The sequence below is a fragment of the Escherichia sp. E13S3 genome (genome assembly GCF_004212325.1).
Classification (GTDB): domain Bacteria; phylum Pseudomonadota; class Gammaproteobacteria; order Enterobacterales; family Enterobacteriaceae; genus Escherichia.
The window spans coordinates 215366-240991 of record NZ_RHJR01000002.1; the positions used below are offsets into that span (position 1 = coordinate 215366).

The 25626-nt window shown below is 48.9% G+C and carries 23 protein-coding genes and 1 pseudogene; 9 read left to right on the plus strand and 15 right to left on the minus strand.

Features of this window, described 5'->3' with window-relative positions:
• Positions 1–95: 95 nt before the first annotated feature.
• The 3 genes from mazG to eno all read left to right on the plus strand — a co-directional run bounded on the left by mazG (position 96) and on the right by eno (position 4138).
• Positions 96–887, plus strand: coding sequence for a nucleoside triphosphate pyrophosphohydrolase (gene mazG / locus D9597_RS02165; RefSeq protein ID WP_112912024.1), 792 nt, complete (start codon positions 96–98; stop codon positions 885–887).
• A gap of 227 nt (positions 888–1114) precedes the next feature.
• Positions 1115–2752, plus strand: a complete 1638-nt coding sequence (pyrG, locus tag D9597_RS02170; protein WP_130207680.1) for a CTP synthase (glutamine hydrolyzing) — start codon at positions 1115–1117, stop codon at positions 2750–2752.
• Positions 2753–2839: 87 nt separating this feature from the next.
• Positions 2840–4138, plus strand: a complete 1299-nt coding sequence (gene eno / locus D9597_RS02175) for a phosphopyruvate hydratase (protein WP_064528183.1) — start codon at positions 2840–2842, stop codon at positions 4136–4138.
• Positions 4139–4197: 59 nt separating this feature from the next.
• Here eno and D9597_RS02180 read toward each other — a convergent pair whose 3' ends face one another.
• The 4 genes and pseudogenes from D9597_RS02180 to D9597_RS02190 form a co-directional block, all read right to left on the minus strand.
• On the minus strand, positions 4198–5109 hold the full coding sequence (locus tag D9597_RS02180) for a YgcG family protein (protein WP_240780421.1): 912 nt from the start codon (positions 5107–5109) through the stop codon (positions 4198–4200).
• Complete coding sequence (locus D9597_RS23250; RefSeq protein ID WP_240780423.1) at positions 4991–5284, minus strand: hypothetical protein; 294 nt, start codon at positions 5282–5284, stop codon at positions 4991–4993. The genes D9597_RS02180 and D9597_RS23250 overlap by 119 nt, the downstream gene beginning before the upstream one ends.
• A gap of 67 nt (positions 5285–5351) precedes the next feature.
• Positions 5352–6022: pseudogene (locus tag D9597_RS02185) on the minus strand (YgcG family protein); the annotation flags it as partial.
• Positions 6023–6035: 13 nt separating this feature from the next.
• Complete coding sequence (locus D9597_RS02190; RefSeq protein ID WP_130221515.1) at positions 6036–6638, minus strand: LemA family protein; 603 nt, start codon at positions 6636–6638, stop codon at positions 6036–6038.
• A 173-nt stretch (positions 6639–6811) separates the two neighbouring features.
• Between D9597_RS02190 and queE the strand changes: the two genes are divergently transcribed.
• Positions 6812–7483: a 7-carboxy-7-deazaguanine synthase QueE gene (queE, locus tag D9597_RS02195; RefSeq protein ID WP_065227519.1), complete on the plus strand. Its 672-nt coding sequence runs from the start codon at positions 6812–6814 to the stop codon at positions 7481–7483.
• Positions 7484–7568: 85 nt separating this feature from the next.
• Here the strand turns inward: queE and D9597_RS02200 are convergent, their stop codons facing one another.
• From D9597_RS02200 to D9597_RS02230, 7 genes are all read right to left on the minus strand, one after another.
• Entirely contained in the window at positions 7569–8576 is a 1008-nt protein-coding gene (locus D9597_RS02200) for a LacI family DNA-binding transcriptional regulator (protein ID WP_001232702.1), read from the minus strand.
• 25 nt (positions 8577–8601) lie between these two features.
• Entirely contained in the window at positions 8602–10011 is a 1410-nt protein-coding gene (locus D9597_RS02205; protein ID WP_130221516.1) for a sucrose-6-phosphate hydrolase, read from the minus strand.
• Positions 10011–11381 carry a sucrose-specific PTS transporter subunit IIBC gene (locus D9597_RS02210; protein WP_130214525.1) on the minus strand — a complete coding sequence of 457 codons (1371 nt, stop codon included), beginning with the start codon at positions 11379–11381 and terminating at the stop codon, positions 10011–10013. The genes D9597_RS02205 and D9597_RS02210 overlap by 1 nt, the downstream gene beginning before the upstream one ends.
• Positions 11382–11441: 60 nt before the next feature.
• Complete coding sequence (locus D9597_RS02215; protein ID WP_130221517.1) at positions 11442–12959, minus strand: carbohydrate porin; 1518 nt, start codon at positions 12957–12959, stop codon at positions 11442–11444.
• 170 nt (positions 12960–13129) lie between these two features.
• Positions 13130–14047: an aminoimidazole riboside kinase gene (locus D9597_RS02220; protein WP_130221518.1), complete on the minus strand. Its 918-nt coding sequence runs from the start codon at positions 14045–14047 to the stop codon at positions 13130–13132.
• Between the two features lie 164 nt (positions 14048–14211).
• Positions 14212–15690 carry an FGGY-family carbohydrate kinase gene (locus tag D9597_RS02225; RefSeq protein ID WP_130221519.1) on the minus strand — a complete coding sequence of 493 codons (1479 nt, stop codon included), beginning with the start codon at positions 15688–15690 and terminating at the stop codon, positions 14212–14214.
• Positions 15691–15716: 26 nt separating this feature from the next.
• Positions 15717–16994 (minus strand): MFS transporter, encoded by a 1278-nt coding sequence (locus D9597_RS02230; protein WP_130221520.1) that lies wholly within the window; start codon positions 16992–16994, stop codon positions 15717–15719.
• A 318-nt stretch (positions 16995–17312) separates the two neighbouring features.
• Here D9597_RS02230 and D9597_RS02235 point away from each other — a divergent pair, with 318 nt between their 5' ends.
• From D9597_RS02235 to D9597_RS02255, 5 genes are all read left to right on the plus strand, one after another.
• Complete coding sequence (locus tag D9597_RS02235) at positions 17313–18098, plus strand: SDR family oxidoreductase (RefSeq protein ID WP_000021321.1); 786 nt, start codon at positions 17313–17315, stop codon at positions 18096–18098.
• A 69-nt stretch (positions 18099–18167) separates the two neighbouring features.
• Positions 18168–19622, plus strand: coding sequence for an FAD-binding oxidoreductase (locus D9597_RS02240; protein WP_000059300.1), 1455 nt, complete (start codon positions 18168–18170; stop codon positions 19620–19622).
• A gap of 21 nt (positions 19623–19643) precedes the next feature.
• The gene (locus D9597_RS02245) at positions 19644–21053 is read left to right on the plus strand and encodes an MFS transporter (RefSeq protein WP_165383526.1); all 1410 of its coding nucleotides are present in this window, start codon (positions 19644–19646) and stop codon (positions 21051–21053) included.
• Complete coding sequence (locus D9597_RS02250; protein WP_130221522.1) at positions 21031–21810, plus strand: electron transfer flavoprotein subunit beta/FixA family protein; 780 nt, start codon at positions 21031–21033, stop codon at positions 21808–21810. Before D9597_RS02245 ends, D9597_RS02250 begins: the two co-directional genes overlap by 23 nt.
• A complete protein-coding gene (locus D9597_RS02255; protein WP_130221523.1) occupies positions 21807–22667 on the plus strand; it encodes an electron transfer flavoprotein subunit alpha/FixB family protein in 861 nt (286 codons plus the stop codon). The genes D9597_RS02250 and D9597_RS02255 overlap by 4 nt, the downstream gene beginning before the upstream one ends.
• Before the next feature lie 139 nt (positions 22668–22806).
• Here the strand turns inward: D9597_RS02255 and D9597_RS02260 are convergent, their stop codons facing one another.
• From D9597_RS02260 to queD, 4 genes are all read right to left on the minus strand, one after another.
• The gene (locus tag D9597_RS02260) at positions 22807–23382 is read right to left on the minus strand and encodes a glycerol-3-phosphate responsive antiterminator (RefSeq protein ID WP_130221524.1); all 576 of its coding nucleotides are present in this window, start codon (positions 23380–23382) and stop codon (positions 22807–22809) included.
• Positions 23383–23398: 16 nt separating this feature from the next.
• A complete protein-coding gene (locus tag D9597_RS02265; RefSeq protein WP_130214503.1) occupies positions 23399–23659 on the minus strand; it encodes a ferredoxin family protein in 261 nt (86 codons plus the stop codon).
• Positions 23650–24921 (minus strand): FAD-dependent oxidoreductase, encoded by a 1272-nt coding sequence (locus D9597_RS02270; RefSeq protein ID WP_130221525.1) that lies wholly within the window; start codon positions 24919–24921, stop codon positions 23650–23652. Before D9597_RS02270 ends, D9597_RS02265 begins: the two co-directional genes overlap by 10 nt.
• Positions 24922–24998: 77 nt before the next feature.
• Entirely contained in the window at positions 24999–25364 is a 366-nt protein-coding gene (queD, locus tag D9597_RS02275; protein WP_016159619.1) for a 6-carboxytetrahydropterin synthase QueD, read from the minus strand.
• Positions 25365–25626 lie beyond the last annotated feature (262 nt).

The following is a 25626-nucleotide window of genomic DNA, read 5'->3' on the forward strand; positions in this document are numbered from 1 at the left end:
TCTTACATAGCTGGATATGGCGTCAGCCGTATCCAGCGATATCTTTTACTCGAAGGTATTACACCTGACAGACCCGCAATTTTCAGGACATTCTAATGAATCAAATCGACCGTTTGCTCACTATCATGCAGCGCCTGCGCGATCCGGAAAACGGCTGCCCGTGGGATAAAGAGCAGACATTTGCTTCTATAGCACCTTACACACTTGAAGAAACCTACGAAGTGCTGGACGCCATTGCCCGCGAAGACTTTGACGATCTGCGCGGTGAGCTCGGCGATCTGTTGTTCCAGGTGGTGTTTTACGCGCAAATGGCCCAGGAAGAAGGGCGCTTTGACTTTAATGATATTTGTGCTGCGATCAGCGATAAATTAGAGCGTCGCCATCCGCATGTTTTTGCTGACAGTTCTGCCGAAAACAGTAGTGAAGTGCTCGCCCGTTGGGAGCAAATCAAAACTGAAGAGCGCGCGCAGAAAGCACAGCATTCGGCGCTGGATGATATTCCTCGTAGTTTACCGGCTTTAATGCGTGCGCAAAAAATCCAGAAACGTTGCGCCAACGTTGGTTTTGACTGGACGACGCTTGGCCCGGTGGTCGATAAAGTCTACGAAGAGATCGACGAGGTGATGTACGAGGCGCGGCAGGCTGTTGTCGACCAGGCTAAACTGGAGGAGGAAATGGGCGACCTGCTGTTTGCAACGGTTAATCTGGCTCGCCATTTAGGGACGAAAGCAGAAATCGCATTGCAAAAAGCGAATGAAAAATTCGAGCGTCGTTTTCGCGAAGTGGAGCGTATTGTTGCCGCGCGTGGACTGGAAATGACAGGTGTTGACCTCGAAACAATGGAAGAAGTCTGGCAACAGGTAAAACGGCAGGAAATTGATCTCTAAGGGAATTACGCGGTCAAGCGCCATTTGTGTCATTTTTTAAATGACAAGCGCTTGATTTGCGTCAAAAACATTTACCCCAAAGGGGCTATTTTCTCACTCCTGATTTCAATAGTGCGCTGGCGAAGAGGAGGGATAATGAAAGTTTGTGGCACAGGTCATGTTCGGGTATACTGCTTTCCCGTCCTGGTTATTCCATCGTCTTTTCAACCTAACTTCTCAGGTTCAGCATGACAACGAACTATATTTTTGTGACCGGCGGGGTCGTATCCTCTCTGGGTAAAGGCATTGCCGCAGCCTCCCTCGCAGCCATTCTTGAAGCCCGTGGCCTCAATGTGACCATCATGAAACTGGATCCGTACATTAACGTCGATCCAGGTACTATGAGCCCAATCCAACACGGGGAAGTGTTCGTTACTGAAGACGGCGCTGAAACCGACCTGGACCTGGGTCACTACGAGCGTTTCATTCGTACCAAAATGAGCCGCCGCAACAACTTCACCACGGGTCGTATCTACTCAGACGTTCTGCGTAAAGAACGCCGCGGTGACTACCTTGGCGCAACCGTACAGGTTATTCCACACATCACTAACGCTATCAAAGAACGCGTTCTTGCAGGTGGTGAAGGCCACGACGTGGTTCTGGTCGAAATCGGCGGTACCGTAGGTGACATCGAATCCCTGCCGTTCCTCGAAGCGATTCGCCAGTTGGCTGTTGAAATTGGCCGTGAGCACACTCTGTTTATGCACCTGACGCTGGTGCCGTACATGGCAGCGTCTGGTGAAGTCAAAACCAAACCGACCCAGCACTCTGTAAAAGAGCTGCTCTCCATCGGTATCCAGCCTGACATCCTGATTTGTCGTTCAGATCGCGCCGTTCCGGCTAACGAACGTGCGAAGATTGCATTGTTCTGTAATGTTCCGGAAAAAGCGGTTATTTCTCTGAAAGACGTCGATTCCATCTATAAAATTCCGGGCCTGTTGAAATCTCAGGGGCTGGACGATTATATTTGTAAACGATTCAGCTTAAACTGCCCGGAAGCGAATCTGTCCGAATGGGAACAGGTTATCTTCGAAGAAGCGAATCCGGTGAGTGAAGTCACTATCGGTATGGTCGGCAAGTACATTGAACTGCCGGACGCTTACAAATCCGTGATCGAAGCACTGAAACACGGTGGGCTGAAGAATCGTGTCAGCGTCAACATCAAACTGATCGATTCACAAGATGTTGAAACGCGCGGTGTTGAAATCCTTAAAGGTCTGGACGCGATCCTCGTACCTGGCGGTTTCGGCTATCGTGGCGTAGAAGGCATGATTACTACCGCGCGCTTTGCGCGTGAGAACAATATTCCTTATCTGGGCATTTGCCTGGGTATGCAGGTGGCGTTAATTGATTACGCTCGCCATGTTGCCAACATGGAGAACGCCAACTCTACGGAATTTGTGCCAGACTGTAAGTACCCGGTTGTGGCGCTGATTACCGAGTGGCGCGATGAAAACGGCAACGTTGAAGTTCGTAGCGAGAAGAGCGATCTCGGCGGCACCATGCGTCTCGGCGCACAACAGTGCCAGCTGGTTGACAATAGCCTGGTTCGCCAGCTGTACAATGCGCCGACAATTGTTGAGCGTCATCGTCACCGCTACGAAGTCAACAACATGCTGCTGAAACAGATTGAAGATGCAGGTCTGCGCGTTGCGGGCCGTTCCGGGGATGATCAGTTGGTCGAGATCATCGAAGTTCCGAATCACCCGTGGTTCGTGGCTTGTCAGTTCCATCCGGAGTTTACTTCTACTCCACGTGATGGACACCCGCTGTTTGCTGGCTTTGTAAAAGCCGCCAGCGAGTTCCAGAAACGTCAGGCGAAGTAAGTAAAAAAGTTAGAACGGCAACGCGTACCCTGGGTACGCGTTGTTTGTCTGGAGTTTCAGTTTAACTAGTGACTTGAGGAAAACCTAATGTCCAAAATCGTAAAAATCATCGGTCGTGAAATCATCGACTCCCGTGGTAACCCGACTGTTGAAGCCGAAGTACATCTGGAGGGTGGTTTCGTCGGTATGGCAGCTGCTCCATCAGGTGCTTCTACTGGTTCCCGTGAAGCACTGGAACTGCGCGATGGCGACAAATCCCGTTTCCTGGGCAAAGGCGTAACCAAAGCTGTTGCTGCGGTTAATGGCCCGATCGCTCAGGCGCTGATTGGCAAAGATGCCAAAGATCAGGCTGGCATTGACAAGATCATGATCGACCTGGACGGCACCGAAAACAAATCTAACTTCGGCGCGAACGCAATCCTGGCTGTATCTCTGGCAAACGCCAAAGCTGCTGCTGCCGCTAAAGGGATGCCTCTGTATGAGCACATCGCTGAACTGAACGGCACTCCGGGCAAATACTCTATGCCGGTTCCGATGATGAACATCATCAACGGTGGTGAGCACGCTGACAACAACGTTGATATCCAGGAATTCATGATTCAGCCGGTTGGCGCGAAAACTGTGAAAGAAGCCATCCGCATGGGTTCTGAAGTTTTCCATCACCTGGCAAAAGTTCTGAAAGCGAAAGGCATGAACACTGCAGTTGGTGACGAAGGTGGCTATGCGCCGAACCTGGGTTCCAACGCTGAAGCTCTGGCTGTTATCGCTGAAGCTGTTAAAGCTGCTGGCTATGAACTGGGCAAAGACATCACTCTGGCGATGGACTGTGCAGCTTCTGAATTCTACAAAGACGGTAAATACGTTCTGGCTGGCGAAGGCAACAAAGCTTTCACCTCTGAAGAATTCACTCACTTCCTGGAAGAACTGACCAAACAGTACCCGATCGTTTCTATCGAAGACGGTCTGGACGAATCTGACTGGGACGGTTTCGCATACCAGACCAAAGTACTGGGCGACAAAATCCAGCTGGTTGGTGACGACCTGTTCGTAACCAACACCAAGATCCTGAAAGAAGGTATCGAAAAAGGTATCGCTAACTCCATCCTGATCAAATTCAACCAGATCGGTTCTCTGACCGAAACTCTGGCTGCAATCAAGATGGCGAAAGACGCTGGCTACACTGCAGTTATCTCTCACCGTTCTGGCGAAACTGAAGACGCTACCATCGCTGACCTGGCTGTTGGTACTGCTGCAGGCCAGATCAAAACTGGTTCTATGAGCCGTTCTGACCGTGTTGCTAAATACAACCAGCTGATTCGTATCGAAGAAGCTCTGGGCGAAAAAGCACCGTACAACGGTCGTAAAGAGATCAAAGGCCAGGCATAAGTCTGACTTTATCTGATTTAAAAATGCCAGCCTTCGGGCTGGCGTTTTTTATGGTTGAGTTACCAGCGGCCTGAGGAACCACCGCCTCCAGATGAACCACCGCCACCGCTAAACCCGCCACCGCCGCTAAACCCACCACCACTTGAGCCTCCACCGGAAGAGGATGAAGAAGAACCTTTTCTTGAAGCCCTTTCTTTACCGAGTTTCTTATATTTGGCGCGTAGTTTTTTACTAACTATAAGCCAAAAGATAAGCAGCGCTACGATCGCGAAAGGCGTTAACATACCGCAGGCAACGATTAAATTCGTCCATGGTCCTGGCTCTGCAACATAAAGGAATACCATCCCGTAAATTGCGCCAGTGAGTGCTATCCAGGGGAGATTTGACGGATCGGTAAAAACAATAAAATATGAAAGCACCGCCAGTAATATAATTACAGCAAGCGATAATGGAATAGGGGGATTGATACTGTAGTAATTCCCCCTGTTTTCCGGTAATTCACCATTCAACAGAAGCGCGCCAATATTTTCGCTTGCCAGTGTTAACCCACCCATAAGGTCATCACTTTTAAAAGCAGGGATTAATATATCACGGATAATCTTCGCCGCTTGCAGGTCGGTAACCACCCCTTCCAGCCCGTAGCCCACTTCAATGCGAACTTTACGATCTTCCCAGACGACCAGGATCAGAATACCATCGTCACGCCGCTCATCCCCCAGTTTCCAGCTATCAAAAACGCGAGTTGCATATTGTTCAATGGTATCGTCCCCGGTGGATGGCACAATTAATACGGCGACCTGGGCTCGTGTTTTTTGTGTAATATCCTGCAGCTGCTGTGTCAGTGATTGTTGTTCAGACGAGCTTAACGTACCAGTAATATCGGTCACCTGTTGGCGCAGCTCCGGCACAGCAATTTGCTGGGCAAGCACCGGAAGGCACCACAAAGCGAGTAAAATAAAGATTAAGCGCATTACGATCACCAACGCCCGGAAGCGCCACCGCCACCAGATGAACCGCCGCCACCGCTGAAATTGTCATTGTCGAAAGACGATGAAGAGGAAGATGACGACGATGATGAAGAATGCCTGGAGGCCGAGTTGCTTCTTTCGTAACGTGACGGTCGGTTGGCACTACGCATTGAATCACGCACCTTTCTGCCGAAAGGTGTGAAAGCGATAGCTACGACCAGGAACGGTGTGGCGAAACATAATAATGTGGCAAGAACTCCCCAGCTCCCGCTATATCCAGCGATGGGAAGTACAAAGGCCAATATTATGGCAGCAAAGCAAATTACTCCCAGCGTTTTGACATATCCTCTGGCAGAAATAAACGTCAGTACTATCGCCCAGACTAACAAAGCCCACCAACCGCTAAAGGGCAAAGGGTGATCGGGCGATGTGTTATTGACTAAATCATTTCCTGATAGTCGGGTTTCAATATCACTGATACCCTGTTGCAAGCCGCCAGCAAGGTCGCCTTTTTTAAACGCGGAATAATACTGTTGCGAATAATTTGCCCGGACTGTGCATCAGTAAGAATACCCTCAAGCCCGTAACCGATTTCAATATGAACTGTATGATCTTGCCAGGCAACTAACAGTAAAATACCGTCATCACGACCTTTATGGCCGGGCTGCCAACTTTCGAACACACGTGTTGCATATTGCTCGATGGTTTCTTCGCCTGTGGTTTCAACCACCAATACCACAAGCTGCGTCTGTTCTTTTTGCGTCAGGGCTTTAATCTGGCTGGTCAGCGTACTTACTTCCCCTCTGGTTAATGTCCCTGTTAAATCATTTATATATTTAGGTAATTCAGGTACTGGAACTTGTACTGCAAACGCAGATGAACAGACCAGAACAAGAAGTAAGATAAAATTTTTCATATAATTAACTCGCCTAATGAGCACTCGCATTCTGGCTAAAATCTATTGTTGGGGCTTTGCTTACTGCGGCGACATCATCCGGCAAATAATTTTTCTTTGGTGTGTAATCCATGACCTTTGCGGTTAACACTGCGGGAAATTTGCGGATAGTGACATTATATTGTTCAATGGCTTTAATATATCTTCCTCGCGCGACAGCAATTCGATTTTCGCTTCCTTCGAGTTGTACCATTAAATTTTGATAGAGTTCCTGAGCCTTTAATTCTGGATAACGTTCACTAATAATCGTTAACTGCCCGAGAGCGCGAGTCACCTGCGCCTGAGCTTGTTGCCAGGCTTGTAATTTTTGCTCATCTCCCGAAGCTTGCTGAAGATCGCTGCTGGCACGATTAGCTTGACTACGGGCTAACGTAACGGCCTCCAGTACCTCTTTTTCATGGCTGGAATAACCTTTAATACTTGCGACAAGATTAGGAATAAGATCGGCGCGACGTTGATACTGATTCAGTACTTCTGACCAGGAGGCATTAACCTGCTCATCATAGGTTTGAATATCGTTATAACCGCAACCTGATAAATTGAAAATAAATATAAATACGATGAATATTCTAAACATGTTTAAATTCCTTTTATTTAATCCTTTAAAACATAATACGCCGCTTCATTTTATTTCTTAATGATCTGAACCACTTTTTGCGTCAAACCTGCCTGTAACAGAATGTTAATAAAGCATGAATATTGCGGCGAGATCTGCAATAATTAACAATTATCCACTTTACAGAGAATGCTATGCAGTACCCGATTAACGAGATGTTCCAGACCCTGCAAGGTGAGGGTTACTTTACCGGCGTCCCCGCTATTTTTATTCGTTTACAGGGATGCCCGGTCGGCTGTGCCTGGTGCGACACCAAACACACATGGGAAAAGCTTGAGGATCGGGAAGTTTCCCTTTTCAGCATTCTGGGTAAAACGAAAGAGAGTGATAAGTGGGGAGCAGCAAGCAGTGAAGACTTGCTCGCAGTCATCGGTCGTCAGGGATATACCGCGCGTCACGTGGTGATTACGGGTGGTGAACCTTGTATTCATGACTTGATGCCACTAACTGACCTGCTCGAAAAGAACGGTTTCAGTTGCCAGATAGAAACCAGCGGTACTCATGAAGTGCGTTGTACGCCGAATACTTGGGTCACCGTGTCGCCAAAGCTGAATATGCGCGGCGGCTATGAAGTGTTGTCACAGGCACTGGAGCGAGCCAACGAAATCAAACACCCAGTTGGACGCGTACGTGATATCGAAGCACTGGATGAATTGCTTGCGACGCTGACCGATGATAAACCGCGAGTCATTGCACTGCAGCCGATTAGCCAAAAGGATGATGCCACACGTTTGTGCATTGAAACTTGCATTGCGCGTAACTGGCGTTTGTCGATGCAAACACATAAATATTTAAATATTGCCTGATTTGATTATGCATCATTAATATTTAACGTTCAGGTTGAAAAACAATCGCCCCGTTTTACAGGGGCGATGCAAGATAGTGACGGGATTATCGATAGCGTTTTTGTAAACTGGCAGGAAGATAACGCTGTAACGGGGATGGTGTTTCACCTTCAATCAGTTGCGAAATAAGCTCAAAGCAGTGAAAAGCAAGTTGGCGATTATCCTGTTGTATCGTGTCGATTCTTACCGAAAGTGAATCATACAAGTAATGATCATCAAAACTTGCCAGGTGGATTTTACTGTCGAGTAAATTATATTGGCTCATATAGCGCAGAACGCCCTCCAGTAACCCACAAGCGGCGGTGAATAATGCTTTAGGGGGACGTCCTAAACGAGCGCATAGTGCGGCAAACATTTCATATCCTGAGCTCGGATGATAATTACCGTGAATAATCCATTCAGGTTGTAGCGTTACTCCGGCTTGCTGCAAGCCTTGTGTAAATCCTTCCAGTCGATCGCGTGTCGGTGACAAACGGGGTTGTCCGCCCAGAAAATAGAATTCATCCGGGTGACTCCGTGCAATATCTGCCACCAGGGCGGCGGTGGGAGAAACAGAGTCAGTAATTACCAATGGCAATGTGCTGCCGTTCATGTGGCGATCGAACAACACAACAGGTAATTGCTCGCTAAGTTTTTGATAGTCATTATCATGCAGCATACTGGATGCGACGATTAACCCATCAACCTGGCGGGCAATCATATTGTTCACCACCATTGTTTCCTGTGAAGGATTTTCATCAGTACAGGATATGAGGAGCTGGACGCCCGCTTCCCGACACAATGTTTCCAGTTCATGGGAAAATACTGCAAATCCGTAGTTAGTGATTTCAGGAACGACAAGACCAATGGTATGACTGCGGTTGTCCCGTAATGAGCGGGCATGAATACTGGGCTGATAATGCTGCTGTTGGGCAATACTCAGCACACGCTCACGCGTTTCCTGCGCAACACGTAACTCTTTGCCACGACCATTGAGAACCAGACTGGCGGTTGCTTTAGACACTCCCGCCAGTTCAGCAATGTCTTTAATAGTAACGCGTTTGGTTTTTCTCACGACGAGGATCCGTAATTCAAAACCCTCATTCTACCATGCAGGCGCGTAGCGACCAGTAGTGTAACGTGACGTCAGACTCACCCTGTAATATCAGCGAAGCTGGATGATGGGGAAAATAACGATTGCTCATTACACCTTCGCCATTATTGATGAATATTTCTACGCTGGAACTGTCACAGAGAATCTTCAGTGACGTTACGCTTCCTCGCCAGTAACGAGTTAGTTTCTCTTGCCCTGCAAGGCTTTTCCTCTGTAGTTGAATACCATCGGCATTTAGATGAAGTGCCAGAGCGTTGCCAAAATTCATATACAGCTCACCTGATGGAATGATGTCCATTTCCAGGCGTTCAATTTCGACATGCGGTGCATGATCCGCTTTTCCTTGCCAGAAGTGTTCAGCTTCACGCAGTTGCGTGAGTTCCCTGATTGGCATCTGCAACAATTTTCCCTTCTGGAATGAGAGTTCGCGCAAACAGGTCATTTGATGCTGCCAATGATGTTTTCTGGTTGGTTGCAACATCTCTTCACCATCAGGAACCCCCATCCAACCAACCAGCAATCGTCGCCCGTCCGGGGCTTCCATCGTCTGTGGCGCATAGAATTCAAACCCCGCATCCAGCTCTGAGAAAGCGCCATGCGTAAATTTGCCTGTCTCGTGATCAAACTGTCCATGTAGCCAGGCGCAGGGATAAGTATTCAGATAGCGCTCATGTTCGCGCGCTATTCCCTGGGGGCAGCAGAGGAGAATGTATTCACCATCAAGAGCGAAAAGATCAGGACATTCCCACATGTATCCTGCATTATCTATTTCATTCAGACCGTTACCAGCAATTTCTCCATGAAAAGACCAGGTATTCAGATCGACAGAGGAATACAGCAGCACTTTCCCCCGTTTCTCTTTATCTTGTGCGCCAAGCACCATGTACCATCGGCTGTTGTGCTTCCAGACTTTTGGATCACGAACATGCCCGGTGTAACCATCAGGTAACGGTATTACCGGGCCTAATTTATCAAACCCACCCTGGTTATTTTCGGTGGCCAGACATTGCCATGCTGTTCTGCTACCATCATCAAACTTAACATTACCGGTATAGCAAAGTGTGAGAACTCCCTGATTATTAACCGCGCTTCCTGAGTAACAACCATTACGGTCGTACTCTTTATCAGGCATTAGCGCTAATGGTTCATGCTGCCAGTGCAATAAATCCGTCGAACTCCAGTGCCCCCAACATTTGTACTTATGATCACAAGCCAGTGGATTCCACTGATAAAACAGATGATAGCGGCCTCCTGACCAGCAAAAGCCATTTGGATCGTTCATTAGTCCGGTGACTGGAGCGAGATGCCAACAAGGATAGTGGGCATCTGCCTGTACTTTGGGCTGACCTTTCATAACTGCCTGTAAAATCGCGGGCATTTGTGAAGGCATCGACATTATTCCTCGTCCGTTTTGTATTTGAGTAATAAAGAGAGACTAAAAGCGACAGCGAAAGCAATCGCCATTCCAATAATATAATTAACCAACGATGTTGGCTGAACTATTGCCATGCCGGGTATTGCTGTCAGACCAACGGCAGTCATATAAACGTGAACAGAGACAACCCAGGCACCGCCGGCAGCGCCACCAATTAAGGCAGCAATAAAAGGTTTAACAAAACGAAGATTGATACCAAAAATAGCGGCTTCAGTTATACCTAACATTGCGGAAAAGGCCGAGGGCAGGGTGATTGCTTTAATTTTTGTATCTTTGGTTTTAAACCATACCGCCAGACATGCACCGCCTTGCGCAACGTTTGCCATTGCCCAAATAGGCAGCAGGAAATTGACACCAATTGCAGGATTTCCTAAAAGCCCGGCTTCAATTGCGTGAAAACTATGATGGATGCCAGTAATTACAATGGCTGAATATAGCCCACCGAATAACAACCCTGCTAACCAGCCAGCGTGTGCAATCAGCGTGCTGAGAACGAAAGAGATACCATCGCCTAACGCTCGTCCTGCTGGACCAATGATTAAAAGAGCGATAAAGCCAGAAATGACGACTGTCAGAAATGGCGTCAGAATGAGATCCAGGGCATCAGGGATAAACCTGCGTAACTGTTTTTCCACTATGCTCATAAACCACACGGCTAAAAGCACGGGGAAAACCGTTCCCTGGTAACCAATCATAGCGATTTCAAAACCGAAGAAGTCCATTGTCTGAAATCCCGCAGCAACGCCCCAGGCATTCGTGAGTGCTGGGTGAGTCAGGATACCTCCTAAGGTCGCGCCAAGATAAGGATTACCACCAAATTCACGAGCAGCAGTAAAGCCTATCAGGATGGGAAGAATAATAAATGCGGCTGAACTGCACATATCCAGCATGATATAAATCGCATTATCGGCATTCACCCAGCCATACGTTTTTACCATTCCCAGAAGTCCCATTAATAAACCAGAAGCAACAATGGCAGGAATGATGGGTACAAAAATATTCGACAGTAAGCGTGCAATTCGCTGAAAAGGATTGAGTTTTTGAGCGGCAATACGCGCGGTATCTGATTTACTGGATTCGCTAATGCCCGCGGCCTGAATAAAGGCAGCATAGACTTTATTAACCACGCCGGTGCCAAAGATGATCTGCATTTGCCCTGAATTACGAAAACAACCTTTCACTCCATCAATCTGGCCAATGGCATCTTGATCGGCAAGTGTGTCGTCAACCAGTACCAGTCGTAGGCGAGTAGCACAATGTGCTGCACTGGCGATGTTCTCCTTACCACCTAATAAAGGAAGCAACGATTGGGCGATTTTATCGAAATCCATATAACCCTCTAATTCATTGTTATTTCAGTAAAAGCCTCACATTCGTGAGGCTGTCTGGTATTAAAACCAGGTTTCCATTTGGACACCAAAATTCCACTCTCCGCCAGTGTTGAACCCACTGCTGCCGAAAGCGTCATTGCTGGCAAAATCATCAAGTTTGCTGCTCCAGTCCATCCAGGTGGCAAACAGGCGAAGCTCCGGACGGCTAAAGAAATTATTGATATCGTTAGCTTTTAGAGTTGGTGCAAAGGTGAGTTTATAGAAGCTGCCGTTCACGGCGTTATGGTTCTGATACCCCTTCGGCTTCAGATCCATATATTGATAGCTACCCTCAAAGGCCAGAGCAAAATTCTGTGTTACTTCTTTGATCAGGCGTGTATTGAAGGTAACCCATTCATAGCTATCGCCTTTGACGTAACGATCTTTACTGCTTTGCGCGAGAATGGCCGGTGCAACATACCAACCGCTTCCCAGAGGTGTTGTGCCATAAGATGCGAAGCGCCAGGTATTCGCCTCAGACAGCAGGGCGCCATCGGAGCCAATACCTTTGACTTCCGCACCCAGGCCATGACCATATAGCAGTGCTGTTTTTGCCGTCCCTTCACGCAGGCCATAGAAAGTGTCATTGTGCAGACCAACCAACGCATGTACGCCAGTATTTGCAGCATCAGTCTGAATGAGATCACCATTGGCATCTTTTCGATCATCATTATCTTTTGCCCGTAATCCGCTAACCATCAACTGGAAGGGGCCAGCATAATGATTCATGGTGAGGATGTAGTTCTGAACGTTATTGTCGATATCATCGAGATCGCCGAAATTGCGTCCGTAGAGAGAAAAGTTACTGCGGAATGTATCGTTCCATTTTACGTCATAGATACCACCGCCCGTTCCCGCCAAAAATACGACATCGGAATCTAACCAGTGAATATCAAAATTGTCGCGATCAAAGCGTTTACCAGCCCAGACAGTACTGTCTTTGAATGCTCCGGTAAAACTTGGCAATGTGCCCAGTTCGGCAAAAGCCTGTCGGATATTCAGGTTACTGGAACCGCCAGTCCAGTCGTTGTAATCTCTTTGTCCGTCAGCCAGCATCGCTTTAAAGCGCGTGGTCGCACCGTTATCCAGTGTTTGTTTATGTTCTACATTTAATTCGACGTAGGTATCGGCTTCATTTCCCAGACGGCCAACAGCTCCACCGGTTTCACCTGCGGGAGTCAGATACGGCCCACTTTTGCTGCTGGAAGCGGCATCATTCATCAGTAACCCGGAACGGGCATAGCCATGAAACTCAAAGCCACTGTTCTCTGCGGATTTCTGTTCGAGTTGGACTGTTCTCTGTGCTACTTCCTGAGTTGTTACCTGATTTTGTTGTTGTGTTTCAGCCAGTTTCTGCACCTGCAATTCAGCCGTTTTTGCCCTTGTTTCTGCCGCCTGGGCGCGGGATTCCGCATTTTTTAAACGTTGTTCCAACGCAGCCAGTCGAGATTCGATACTGCTAATATCCGTTTGTGCATGTACCGTTGTTGCACCGGTCAGCAAAGCAATTAACACTGCCAAGGTTGTTTTTTTATACATAATTTGTCGCGTCCCATCAGAGAATTATAAATTTTGCTAAAATGCTAAACCGGTTTAGGTTTTGATGATAAAGCTGACTTTTTAGCCAGAGCAATCATTTTCGCTAAACCGGTTTAGTAAATGTGACAAGCACGACAAATCGGGTTACAGATACAGCAGCAGGATCACTATTATGAAGGGAGATCGTGTTGTCGGGGTAAGGCTGTCATGGCGCCCTTAGCCGTGGTTGCCAGAGCACCACAAGTCTGAGCTTGTGCGATGATCCGTTCAAGCAATCTGGTATTTGTTGGGATTCCGGAGTCGGCCAGGCCAGCAAGTAATCCTGCGACAAAAGCATCTCCTGCCCCGGTCGTATCGACGACAGAAACAGGCCTGGCTGGATAGTGGATAAACTGCCCCTGAAAATACACAAGTACGCCATTTTTTCCTTGTGTAATAAGCAATAAAGTCAACGAATAACGCTGCACTAATGAATGCGCGCCTTGCTGAACCTGGCTTTTGCCACTGATGAATAGCAACTCTTCTTCGGACAATTTAGCGATATTCGCCAGCGAAAGTGCGCGATCAAGGTATTTTCTTAATAGCGCTTCACTCTGCCAGAGATCGCTGCGAATATTGGGATCAAAACTGATGTTTCCGCCAGCCTGGCGTATTTTCTCCATAGCCAGAAATGCGGTACTTCGGGAAGGTTCTGCACTAAGCGCGATGGAACAAAGATGGAGCCATTCACCCGGTCCGAATGCAGGAAGGTCATCAGGTTGTAAAAAAAGATCGGCACTTGGACGTACCATAAAGGTAAAGTTTCTTTCTCCTTGCTCATCAAGTCCTACAGCCACAATTGAGGTGCGATGTTGGGGATCAAGTGACATATAACGTGTATCAACATTTTCTGCACTCAGAGTCTGATACATAAAACGACCGAAAGGATCATCGCCAACTTTGCCAATAAAGGCACTTTTTCCCCCCAGCCTTGCGATACCGACTGCAACATTAGCCGGCGCCCCACCAGGACACTGTAGTAGCCTCCCCTGGCTTTCGGGTAATAAATCAACAACCGCATCACCGAGTACCCATACTCTTGCGCTCATAAAGGCTCCATTACACTAATTGCTAAATCAATTAAATCGGTTTAGCAATTAAAGCATAAACGCTGCTCAGGAGAGAACAATATTCATCAATGGTTACCCGGTATTTTGTGGTGGGAACGTGAATATGCCGGGATTAATCATTTACCCGGCACTGTTTATCTCACTTACGCATTCGACCAGCTCTGGATAGAATCCGCATTTCCCAGCTCACCATGCATCACTTCATACGATTTTTTCAGAATCACATCAGTGTGTTTGGTTAAATCTTTGAAAATGCCTTTATTCATCGCGTCGTAGCGTTTGGCATTGCCCTCAACAGGCATAAAGATATCTTTCACGCGAACCATTTTTTCGACAGCCGTTGCGTAATCTGGATACAGACCAAGCCCTACAGCCGTGTTGATCGCCGCCCCCAGGCTTGCACAACCGTTAATGGCATTACGGCGCGCCGGAAGATTGAATACATCGGCAAAAATCTGCATAAACAGATCGCTGTTCGAACCACCGCCAGTAATGATCACATGCTTCGCAAAGTGATTCATTTCATTACACATATTGTCGTAATTGTTCTTCAGCGTTAGCGCCACGCTTTCCAGTATCGAGCGATATATCCATGCGTAATCCATGCTGGAATCAAAGCCGATCATAATCCCACGCTTGTAGGGTTCCCACGGATTGGTCAGCCAGTCCAGCACTGTCATCAGACCATTACAGCCAGGTGGCACACAAGAAGCTTTTTTGTTGAGCAAATCTTCCGGTGAAAGATCTTGTGCTTTGGCATCCTGAATTAACGACTCGCCTAACATGTCGCGCAGCCAGCTCACTGTCCACATGCCTTTTCGGATACCGTAACCTTCATACAGCAATGTTTCCGGAATAGAAGACATAATCGGCCAGTACGCTACCGGAGCTTTCGGCAGTGCTTTGCCGTTCATCATCAATGCGATGTAAGTGCCAAGAGAAATTACCGCAGTTTCATCATCCAGTAACCCGGCTCCCAGAGCTTCTACCGGTTTATCACTGGTGGTACAAACAACAGGCAGTCCTGCCGGGAAATGTGTCGCCAGCGCGGCTTGTGGTGTGATATGCCCAAGAACAGTGCCAGGCATTTGCACATCAAACAGCATATGACGGGGGATATTAAACTTCTCCATGACTGCGGCATCTTCACTCCATGCCCAGCTCTTATAATCCACTGGCCACTGACCAAAATAGTTGGCGATATTATCTTTAAATTCGCCCGTTAAGCGATGCGTCAGATAACCCGAAAAAGAGGTGACATACGCCACGTCAGGATTCGTATGTTCGTAAGGGCGTGTAACGCGTGCATCTTGCCAGCTAATCAACGGCGCAGCAGGCGTGCCATCGGCTTTCAACAACGCACGACAGCAACGGATGGAGCCCAGGCCGATGCCAACAATATCTTCTTTATTCCCGGCAAACTGGCTCATTAAATCGTGACCGGCAAAACATAATGATGCCCATAAATCGTCGTCAGGATGTTCTGCGGTATCGGCATCCGGCGTGTGCATCGGCTGCAATAAGCCTTTGCCTTCGCACACCACGTTACCTTCCAGATCGTACATCACCACTTTTGTGCTCTGACTTCCGCCATCAATCCCTATGATGTATTTTTTCGACATGATTTTTCTCCTGTAATTTTCCTGGCTTACTTGCTGCTAGCCATTGCGGGGGCGCTATCAGCAGTACGAATTTTTTGGAACAGCAAAAAGGTAAAGACAATCACCATGGCAAGCGCCGCCATGCCCATCAGCCACATATTGCGGTAGGCTTCTGCTGCGGGCAGGGTGTCCTGCCAGTGGCCGATAATCGGGTAAACGAAGACATCCGGCAGGAATCCAATCACCGAACAAATACCTACCGTGGTACCCATAATGTAAGACGGTGTTCTCGCTTCGCCGGGGCAGGCCCAGTACAGTCCACGTGAGGCGTAGCAGGTGAATCCCAGCAGTAAAATCAGGCCAATCCCCATCGCGACCGATTGCGGGTTAGAGTTGGTAACAAGCAGGGCAGTCAGTGCCAGCAGGCCGATGATGGAAAGGATTTGAATCACGCGGGTAGGGGATTTCACTTTACTGTAGGTGGTGATAATGCCGCCAAGTGGACCACACAGCGCGCGGAATATTTTGTTGATCACAATCCCCATGTAGCTTGCCGCCACCAGCGACATGCCATACATTTCGGTCAGATAGTTGGTGGAGTAACTCAGAATGGCGTAGATGGTGAAGACGCCAAAAATCACCATGCTGCAATACCAGGTGGTGCTGATGCGCAAAACAGCCAGGATGTCGCTAAGCTGGAATGATTGTTTTTCTTCGTTATTGGCACTGCGCAGGTTGTTGTTATCGCTAACAAAAAACCAGCACAGAACCCCCAACAAGATGTAAACCACACTGTAGATGATAATGACCGTTTTCAGGCTGGCGCTGTCATCCGGTGCAAAGCGAGAAAAGACCCACATGGTAAACACCGCCAGCGACATTACACCGACGCCGCGCAGCCCTTCCATCCAGCCCATAATTTTCCCTTGCTCGCTATGATCGCCCAGCAATGAGGCGGCTTTTATCGACACCGACCACAGCATTAAAATAGTGGTTATCGCAAAGGCGACCTGAATACAGAGCATTACCCACAGTGGTGGATATGTTGCCATTATCAGGCCCAGTAATCCGGTAATGATCATCGCGGAAGTAATCATTTTGCGGTGTGAAAATTTATCGGCAATAACGCCGCTGGGGGCATAAAGAATAATAGCCGCAATACCAAAGGTACTCATTATTAAACCTATCTCGGTATTGCTGAATCCCATAAATTTCGCCATGGGAATTTGATAAATATAACGTAAATAAGCCAGGTCAAAACTAACGCCGCCGCTAAAACTAATTATCGCGAGGGTTATCCAACGGCGATATGAGTTGTGTTGCATATCGTATTCCCATTTGTAATAGACAAAAAAAAGAGAAAAGTAAGCCGCCCTTTCAGGTGGATTACTTTTCTCAGCTCTCTAGTAATTGCAATAAGAAATAACATGGAAAGAAAAGGTGTTGTGTGAGAGTAATCACGCTTCTGCTTTTTAAAACTATTTGATAATACGAACATCACTCTGTGATTACGATCACATTAGCAGTTATGCCCTTATGCTAAAAATTATCTCCAGTTACCAGAGATAATGAGAAAGGTAACTTCCCTCTCGCGGGGGAAGTTACCTTTCTTTTTTTTTGCCTTACGGAAATTGGAGCTAACTATGTCAATCGAATCTCTCAATGCGTTCTCAATGGATTTTTTCTCCCTGAAAGGTAAAACAGCAATTGTTACCGGCGGGAATAGCGGTTTAGGTCAGGCATTTGCAATGGCGTTGGCCAAAGCTGGCGCAAATATTTTTATTCCAAGTTTTGTCAAAGATAACGGCGAAACAAAGGAAATGATTGAAAAACAGGGTGTTGAAGTGGACTTCATGCAGGTGGATATCACCGCAGAAGGCGCACCGCAGAAGATTATCGCTGCCTGCTGTGAGCGCTTCGGTACCGTCGATATTCTGGTTAACAATGCCGGTATTTGTAAGCTGAATAAGGTGCTGGACTTCGGTCGTGCCGACTGGGATCCAATGATTGATGTGAACCTGACCGCCGCATTCGAGTTAAGCTATGAAGCTGCAAAAATTATGATCCCGCAGAAAAGCGGTAAAATCATTAATATCTGTTCATTGTTCTCTTACCTAGGTGGACAATGGTCACCTGCTTATTCTGCCACTAAACATGCTCTTGCCGGATTCACCAAAGCCTATTGCGATGAATTAGGTCAATATAATATTCAGGTGAATGGTATTGCCCCGGGATATTACGCTACCGATATCACTCTGGCGACCCGTAGTAATCCAGAAACTAACCAGCGCGTTCTTGATCATATTCCGGCAAACCGTTGGGGCGATACTCAGGATTTAATGGGCGCAGCCGTATTCCTCGCAAGTCCGGCATCGAATTATGTCAACGGACATTTATTAGTGGTTGATGGCGGTTATTTAGTGCGCTAATCCATAACGGTGGTTTCTGTTTTCTCTTATTAATGATTATTCCATTTTTATTATCAGGAAGGAATTACTATGTCTTTATCTCGCGCAGCGATTGTCGACCAGCTAAAGGAAATTGTTGGTGCAGATCGCGTAATTACCGATGAAACAGTATTAAAGAAAAACAGTATTGACCGTTTTCGTAAATTTCCGGATATTCATGGCATTTATACTTTGCCGATTCCGGCAGCGGTCGTAAAACTCGGTTCCACAGAACAAGTCTCCCGTGTGCTGAATTTTATGAATGCGCACAAAATTAACGGTGTGCCGCGTACCGGCGCTTCCGCCACTGAAGGTGGGTTGGAAACCGTTGTGGAAAACTCGGTGGTGCTCGACGGCTCCGCCATGAATCAAATCATTAATATTGATATTGAGAATATGCAGGCGACGGCGCAATGTGGCGTTCCGCTGGAAGTGCTGGAAAACGCGTTGCGTGAAAAAGGTTACACCACAGGGCATTCTCCGCAATCAAAACCGCTGGCGCAGATGGGCGGCCTGGTAGCAACCCGCAGTATTGGGCAGTTCTCCACACTCTACGGCGCAATCGAAGATATGGTCGTTGGTCTGGAAGCAGTATTGGCTGATGGCACCGTGACACGCATTAAAAACGTGCCACGTCGCGCGGCTGGCCCGGACATTCGTCACATCATCATCGGCAACGAAGGTGCATTGTGCTATATCACTGAAGTAACAGTGAAAATCTTTAAATTCACCCCAGAAAACAATCTCTTCTACGGCTATATCCTGGAAGACATGAAAACCGGCTTCAACATCCTGCGTGAAATCATGGTGGAAGGGTATCGTCCGTCGATCGCTCGTTTGTATGACGCCGAAGATGGCACCCAACACTTCACCCATTTTGCCGACGGAAAATGCGTGCTGATCTTTATGGCTGAAGGTAACCCTCGCATTGCGAAGGCGACGGGCGAAGGGATTGCGGAAATCGTTGCCCGCTACCCGCAATGCCAGCGTGTAGACAGCAAACTGATTGAAACCTGGTTTAACAATCTGAACTGGGGACCAGATAAAGTTGCCGCCGAACGTGTACAGATCCTCAAAACCGGCAACATGGGCTTTACCACCGAAGTCTCCGGCTGCTGGAGCTGCATCCACGAAATCTACGAAAGCGTTATTAACCGTATTCGTACCGAGTTCCCGCACGCCGACGACATTACCATGCTGGGCGGTCACTCCTCTCATAGCTACCAGAACGGCACCAACATGTACTTCGTCTACGACTACAACGTCGTTGACTGTAAGCCGGAAGAGGAAATCGACAAGTACCACAATCCGCTCAACAAAATCATCTGCGAAGAAACCATTCGCCTCGGCGGTTCGATGGTGCACCACCACGGTATCGGTAAACATCGCGTTCACTGGAGCAAACTGGAACACGGCAGCGCGTGGGCGTTGCTGGAAGGGCTGAAAAAGCAGTTCGATCCTAATGGCATTATGAATACGGGTACTATCTATCCGATTGAAAAATAATGTATCAGGCAGCGTTCCGCGATGAAGGGGCGTTGCCTTTTCGGCTTCTCAGGCGAGAAGCCGTTCTTATTACCGGACAATGAAGGGGTAAAGATGAACACTTCACCGGTGCGAATGGATGATTTACCACTTAACCGTTTTCACTGCCGCATTGCTGCGCTCACTTTCGGTGCGCACCTGACTGACGGTTATGTCCTCGGCGTCATTGGTTACGCCATTATTCAGCTTACTCCAGCCATGCAACTGACGCCGTTTATGGCGGGAATGATTGGTGGCTCAGCACTCCTTGGTTTGTTTCTTGGCAGCCTGGTTCTGGGCTGGATCTCCGACCATATTGGGCGACAAAAAATCTTCACCTTCAGCTTTTTGCTGATTACGCTTGCTTCGTTTTTACAATTTTTTGCCACCACGCCAGAGCATCTTATTGGACTGCGCATTTTGATTGGCATTGGTCTGGGAGGCGATTACTCAGTCGGTCACACCTTGCTGGCTGAATTTTCCCCGCGCCGCCACCGCGGTATTTTGCTGGGCGCATTCAGCGTGGTGTGGACCGTAGGCTATGTGCTGGCAAGTATTGCCGGACATCACTTTATTTCCGAAAACCCGGAAGCCTGGCGCTGGCTGCTGGCATCGGCAGCTCTGCCCGCGTTGTTGATTACGTTATTACGCTGGGGAACGCCAGAATCGCCACGCTGGCTATTGCGCCAGGGGCGTTTTGCAGAAGCTCACGCTATCGTGCATCGCTATTTTGGTCCCCATGTTTTACTGGGCGATGAAGTGGCAACGGCGACCCATAAACACATCAAAACCTTGTTCTCTTCGCGCTACTGGCGGCGCACAGCGTTTAACAGCGTCTTCTTTGTCTGCCTCGTAATCCCATGGTTTGTGATTTATACCTGGCTGCCGACCATTGCCCAGACTATTGGTCTGGAAGATGCGCTGACCGCCAGTCTGATGCTTAATGCGTTGTTAATTGTTGGCGCGCTACTGGGATTAGTTCTGACGCACCTGCTGGCACATCGCAAATTTTTGCTGGGAAGTTTTTTGCTGCTGGCGGCAACGCTGGTAGTGATGGCCTGTTTGCCTTCCGGCAGTTCATTAACGCTGCTGCTTTTTGTTCTCTTCAGCACCACCATTTCGGCAGTCAGTAATCTGGTGGGCATTTTGCCTGCGGAAAGTTTTCCTACTGACATTCGCTCGCTGGGCGTCGGTTTTGCCACCGCCATGAGTCGACTTGGCGCGGCGGTAAGTACTGGCCTGCTGCCGTGGGTGCTGGCGCAGTGGGGAATGCAAGTCACCTTATTGCTCCTGGCGGCAGTGTTGTTAGTTGGTTTTGTCGTGACCTGGCTATGGGCACCAGAAACTAAAGCCCTCCCGCTGGTGGCGGCGGGAAATGTAGGAGGTGCGAATGAACATACTGTTAGCGTTTAAAGCCGAACCGGATGCCGGGATGCTGGCGGAAAAAGAGTGGCTGGCGGCGGCTCAGGGTAATAGCGGACCGGATGTTTCGCTACTGCGAAGTTTACTCGGTGCTGATGAACAGGCCGCTGCCGCGATGCTGTTGGCGCAGAGAAAAAATGGCACGCCGATGACTTTAACCGCGTTGAGCATAGGCGATGAACGGGCGTTGCACTGGCTGCGCTATCTCATGGCTCTTGGGTTTGAGGAAGCTATATTGCTGGAGACGGCGGCAGATCTGCGCTTTGCGCCGGAATTTGTCGCCTGGCATATTGCCGAATGGCAGTACCAGAATCCGCTGGATCTGATCATTACCGGCTGCCAAAGCAGCGAAGGGCAGAATGGGCAAACGCCATTTTTGCTGGCGGAAATGCTGTGCTGGCCCTGTTTCACCCAGGTGGAGCGTTTCACACTCGACGCGCCGTTTATCACCCTCGAACAGCGTACTGAAAATGGGGTGCGCTGTTGTCGTGTCCGCTTGCCCGCAGTGATTGCTGTGCGCCAGTGTGGCGAAGTGGCCTTGCCAGTACCGGGAATGCGCCAGCGAATGGCGGCGGGGAAAGCGGAAATTATCCGCAAAACAGTTGCTGCTGAATCGCCAGCGATGCAGTGCCTGCAACTGGCAAGGCCAGAGCAACGACGCAGAGCAACGCTGATTGATGGGCAAACGGTAGCAGAAAAAGCGCAAAAGCTATGGCAGGACTATTTACGCCAAAGGATGCAGCCATGAATATCGCAATTGTGACAATCAATCAGGAACATGCCGCAATGGCGGGCTGGCTGGCGGAGCAGGATTTCAGCGGCAGCACACTAACGCACTGGCAAATCGAGCCGCAGCCGATGGTCGCGGAACAGGTGCTGGATGCGCTGGTAGAACAGTGGCAGCGAACGCCTGTGGACGTTGTTCTCTTTCCGCCGGGAACGTTTGGTGATGAACTGTCGACCCGGCTGGCCTGGCGTTTACATGGAGCCTGTGTCTGCCAGGTGATTTCATTAGATATACCGACCGCAAGCGTGCGCAAATCCCACTGGGGAAATGCGCTAACGGCGACGCTGCAAACAGAAAAACGCCCGCTATGTCTTTCCCTGGCGCGCCAGGTTGGAGCGGCGAAAAACGTCACGTTGCCCTCTGGTATGCAACAACTGAATATTGTTCCCGGAGCGCTTCCAGAGTGGCTGGTTAACATAGAAAACCTGAAAAATGTTACCCGTGACCCATTAGCTGAGGCCAGACGAGTACTGGTAGTGGGGCAGGGCGGCGAGGCAGATAGCCATGACATCGCTACGCTGGCTGAAAAGCTGGGGGCAGAAGTGGGCTACAGTCGGGCGCGAGTGATGAACGGTGGCTTTGAAGCCGAAAAGGTCATTGGTATTTCCGGGCATTTGTTGGCGCCAGATGTTTGCATTGTGGCGGGCGCATCCGGTGCGGCAGCGTTAATGGCGGGCGTACGTAATAGTAAGTTTGTGGTGGCGATTAATCATGACGCCAGCGCGGCGGTATTTTCGCAGGCAGATGTTGGCGTGGTAGATGACTGGAAAGCCGTGCTGGAGGCACTGGTGACAAACATTCACGCAGATTGCCAATAACGTACAGCCGGATGCGGCGTAGACGGGTTTCGGGCTTGTAGGCCTGATAAGACGCGTCAAGCGTCGCATCAGGCGCTGAATGCCAGATTTGGCGTGCAGCCTACAAATCACACAAATTCAATTCGTTACGGTTATCCCGTCAAAGCAATTTTTTCGCTAACGTCCAGACCCCGGTATTCGTGGTGGAAAGCGCCACGACACCCGCGTTAATCGCATTACGCGCATCTTCTTCATCGCACACCAACCCACCAGCAATCAGCGGTTGGCGGATTTTCTCCGTCACCCAGCCCAGCACTTTGGGCATGCAGCCTGGGAGGATCTCAATACAATCTGGGGTCGATTGCGCAACCTGCTTATCAATGTTGTGAAACGAAATCGAATCGACAATAAACAGGCGATGAATACAGAAAAAACCTTCCGCTCTTGCCGCTTTCAGCATCGATGCTTTCGTGCTGATAATGCCGTCCGCTTCGGTCACCAGTTTCAGAAACTGAATCACCACTTCTTTGTTCGATGCGCCTTCCAGCAAATCAACATGAATAAAAGCATATTTCCCGGCATTTTTAATCTTTTTGACGATATGACTGATGGTGCAGATATTGCCGTACAACACGGAAATAAACCGGCATTCAGAGTCAATTGCCAGTTGCAGGCTGGCATTGTCTTTAACGGCAGCAATCACCGGATTCTGGCGGAGCAGGTGTAAGAGGGACATAAATTATCCTTGTTATTTATCCAAAGCGGTAGGTGATGCCGAATCCGGAAGGTGGATAGCGCCACTGTTGTAGTGTTTTTTCGTCGCACAGCAAACGGCAGGTTCCGCACTCAAGGCAACTGCGATAATCAATACATAAGTCACCTTCTGGTGTGAGCGAAAAAAGACCAGCCGGACAGGCGTTAATCAACCGTTCTGCCGTCTGACGCTCAACGGCGTCTGCCGGAACAATGTGCGGCGCATCAGCAACGCGCCAGAGATTACGGGCTACAGACATCGCAGACTCCTGATAACATCGCCCGCCAGATGCCACAAGCCGTGACGACGTAAATGACGCCAGAGTAACTGGCGCAGCGGCGGAACAGGTTTATCACCCTGATCCCATAAATCACGGGAAATATCCTGCATTAACGCAGGCCACGCACGGTACCATCCTGGGCGTTGCAAAAGCGCCGGAACATGCTGATAACGTTGTAGAACATCCCACAGCTGACTGCGTTCTATGTTTTGATGATAAAGCGGAAACAGATTTTGCGGCTCGCGGTGCTGGCAGGCGCTTATCAGCGTTTGTGCCGCCGCCTGTGCGCCAGTCAGCGCCATATCCATGCCGCGTACGGAAATTCCGGTATTGACGCAACTGCGTAACGCATCGCCCACCAGTAGCCAGCCGTTACCGGCGTATTGCACCGGCATACTGTGCAGGCCACCTTCTGGCACCAGATGCGCGCCATACTCCAGCGATTCCGTGTTTTTGATAAGCGGGCGCACTGCCGGATGCGTTTTAAAGCGAGCCAGCAGCTCACTTGCCGGAACACGACTTTGCGTAAGGGAAGAGAGCGGGCAAACAATCCCTAACGAGAGCGTTTGTTGATTAGTATAAAGAAATGCGCCGCCGGGAAGGTCATCACAGATTCCGCCGCTGAACAGCAACGCTGCGCCTTCGTTATTCTCCAGATGAAAACGTTCTTCAATAGCGGATGTTTCCAGCGACAGCACTTCTTTGATTCCTAACGCCATTGATTCGCCAGCAGGGCGGGTAACTAATCCATGGCGTTCTGCCAGGAGGCTATTGGCACCTTCTGCCAGGACGACATAACGGGCGCGGAGAATATCGTCACCACAGATAACGCCACATACTCTGCCGTTTTCTTCATACAGTGCATCCACCGTCGCACCAGGGATACACTCGACACCTTCTTTTTCGGCTTCGGCAACCAGCCACGGATCGAATCGCGCACGTAATACACTCCAGGATTCACCGCCGGGCTGTAAGCTGGAAAACGTCGTTGCGCCATCCGGCGTTAACAGAGAAAGACTTTCGTGGGTGATGCGACGCTCAAGGGGCGCGGTCAGGTGAAACTGAGGGAGGAGTTCCGCGAGTGCATGGGTGTATAGCCGCCCGCCGGAAAGATTTTTGCTGCCGGGGATTTCAGCGCGTTCCAGTAACAAAACGGATAAACCCGCTCGCGCGCAGCGTAACGCGCAAGCGGTGCCTGCAATACCGGCACCAATAATAATAATGTCGCAGTCGTCTTCCATGTCATGCCCCAGATATCCAGAACACAACACCCTAACATAGCGTTACTTAAGGGAAATTGACCGCCGACACACTCTTATCATTCGCCGCGATAGATACAGCCTGCAGTGCAGGTTTCTTTCACCATCACCGCACTTAATAGCGGCACAACGGGTTTAACTTGATCCCAAATCCATTTTGCTAAAACTTCGCTGGTTGGGTTTTCCAGACCGGGTATATCATTGAGGTAATAGTGGTCGAGGCGATCGTAGGTCGGTTTAAAAGCCGCTTTCAGTTCAGCGAAATCGATAATCCAGCCCGTATGCGGATCGACTTCCCCGGTAATTTCCAGGCGCACCATAAAAGAATGCCCGTGTAAGCGCCCGCACTTATGTCCCTGTGGGACGTGCGGCAGACGGTGAGCGGCTTCGAAGGTGAAATCTTTAAATAACGTGGTGGACATCATAATTTCTCTACAGGACGATAAAACCGCCGTAGAGTACCGGAAAGCCTGTTTTTTCGCATTACTAAAAGCGGGTTTGTTGCGCAAAATGACCGATTTAACTTAATTGCGGTCGATATTTATTTATTTTTCATTGAGTTAATAAATCTATTTTGTTGTTAAAGACTATTGCTAAAACAGGTTAGTCGATTTGGTTATTAGTTATCGCTATCCCGTCTTTAATCCACCCCCTTCGCGCCGTTAACCTTACCTTCTCTTCTGTTTT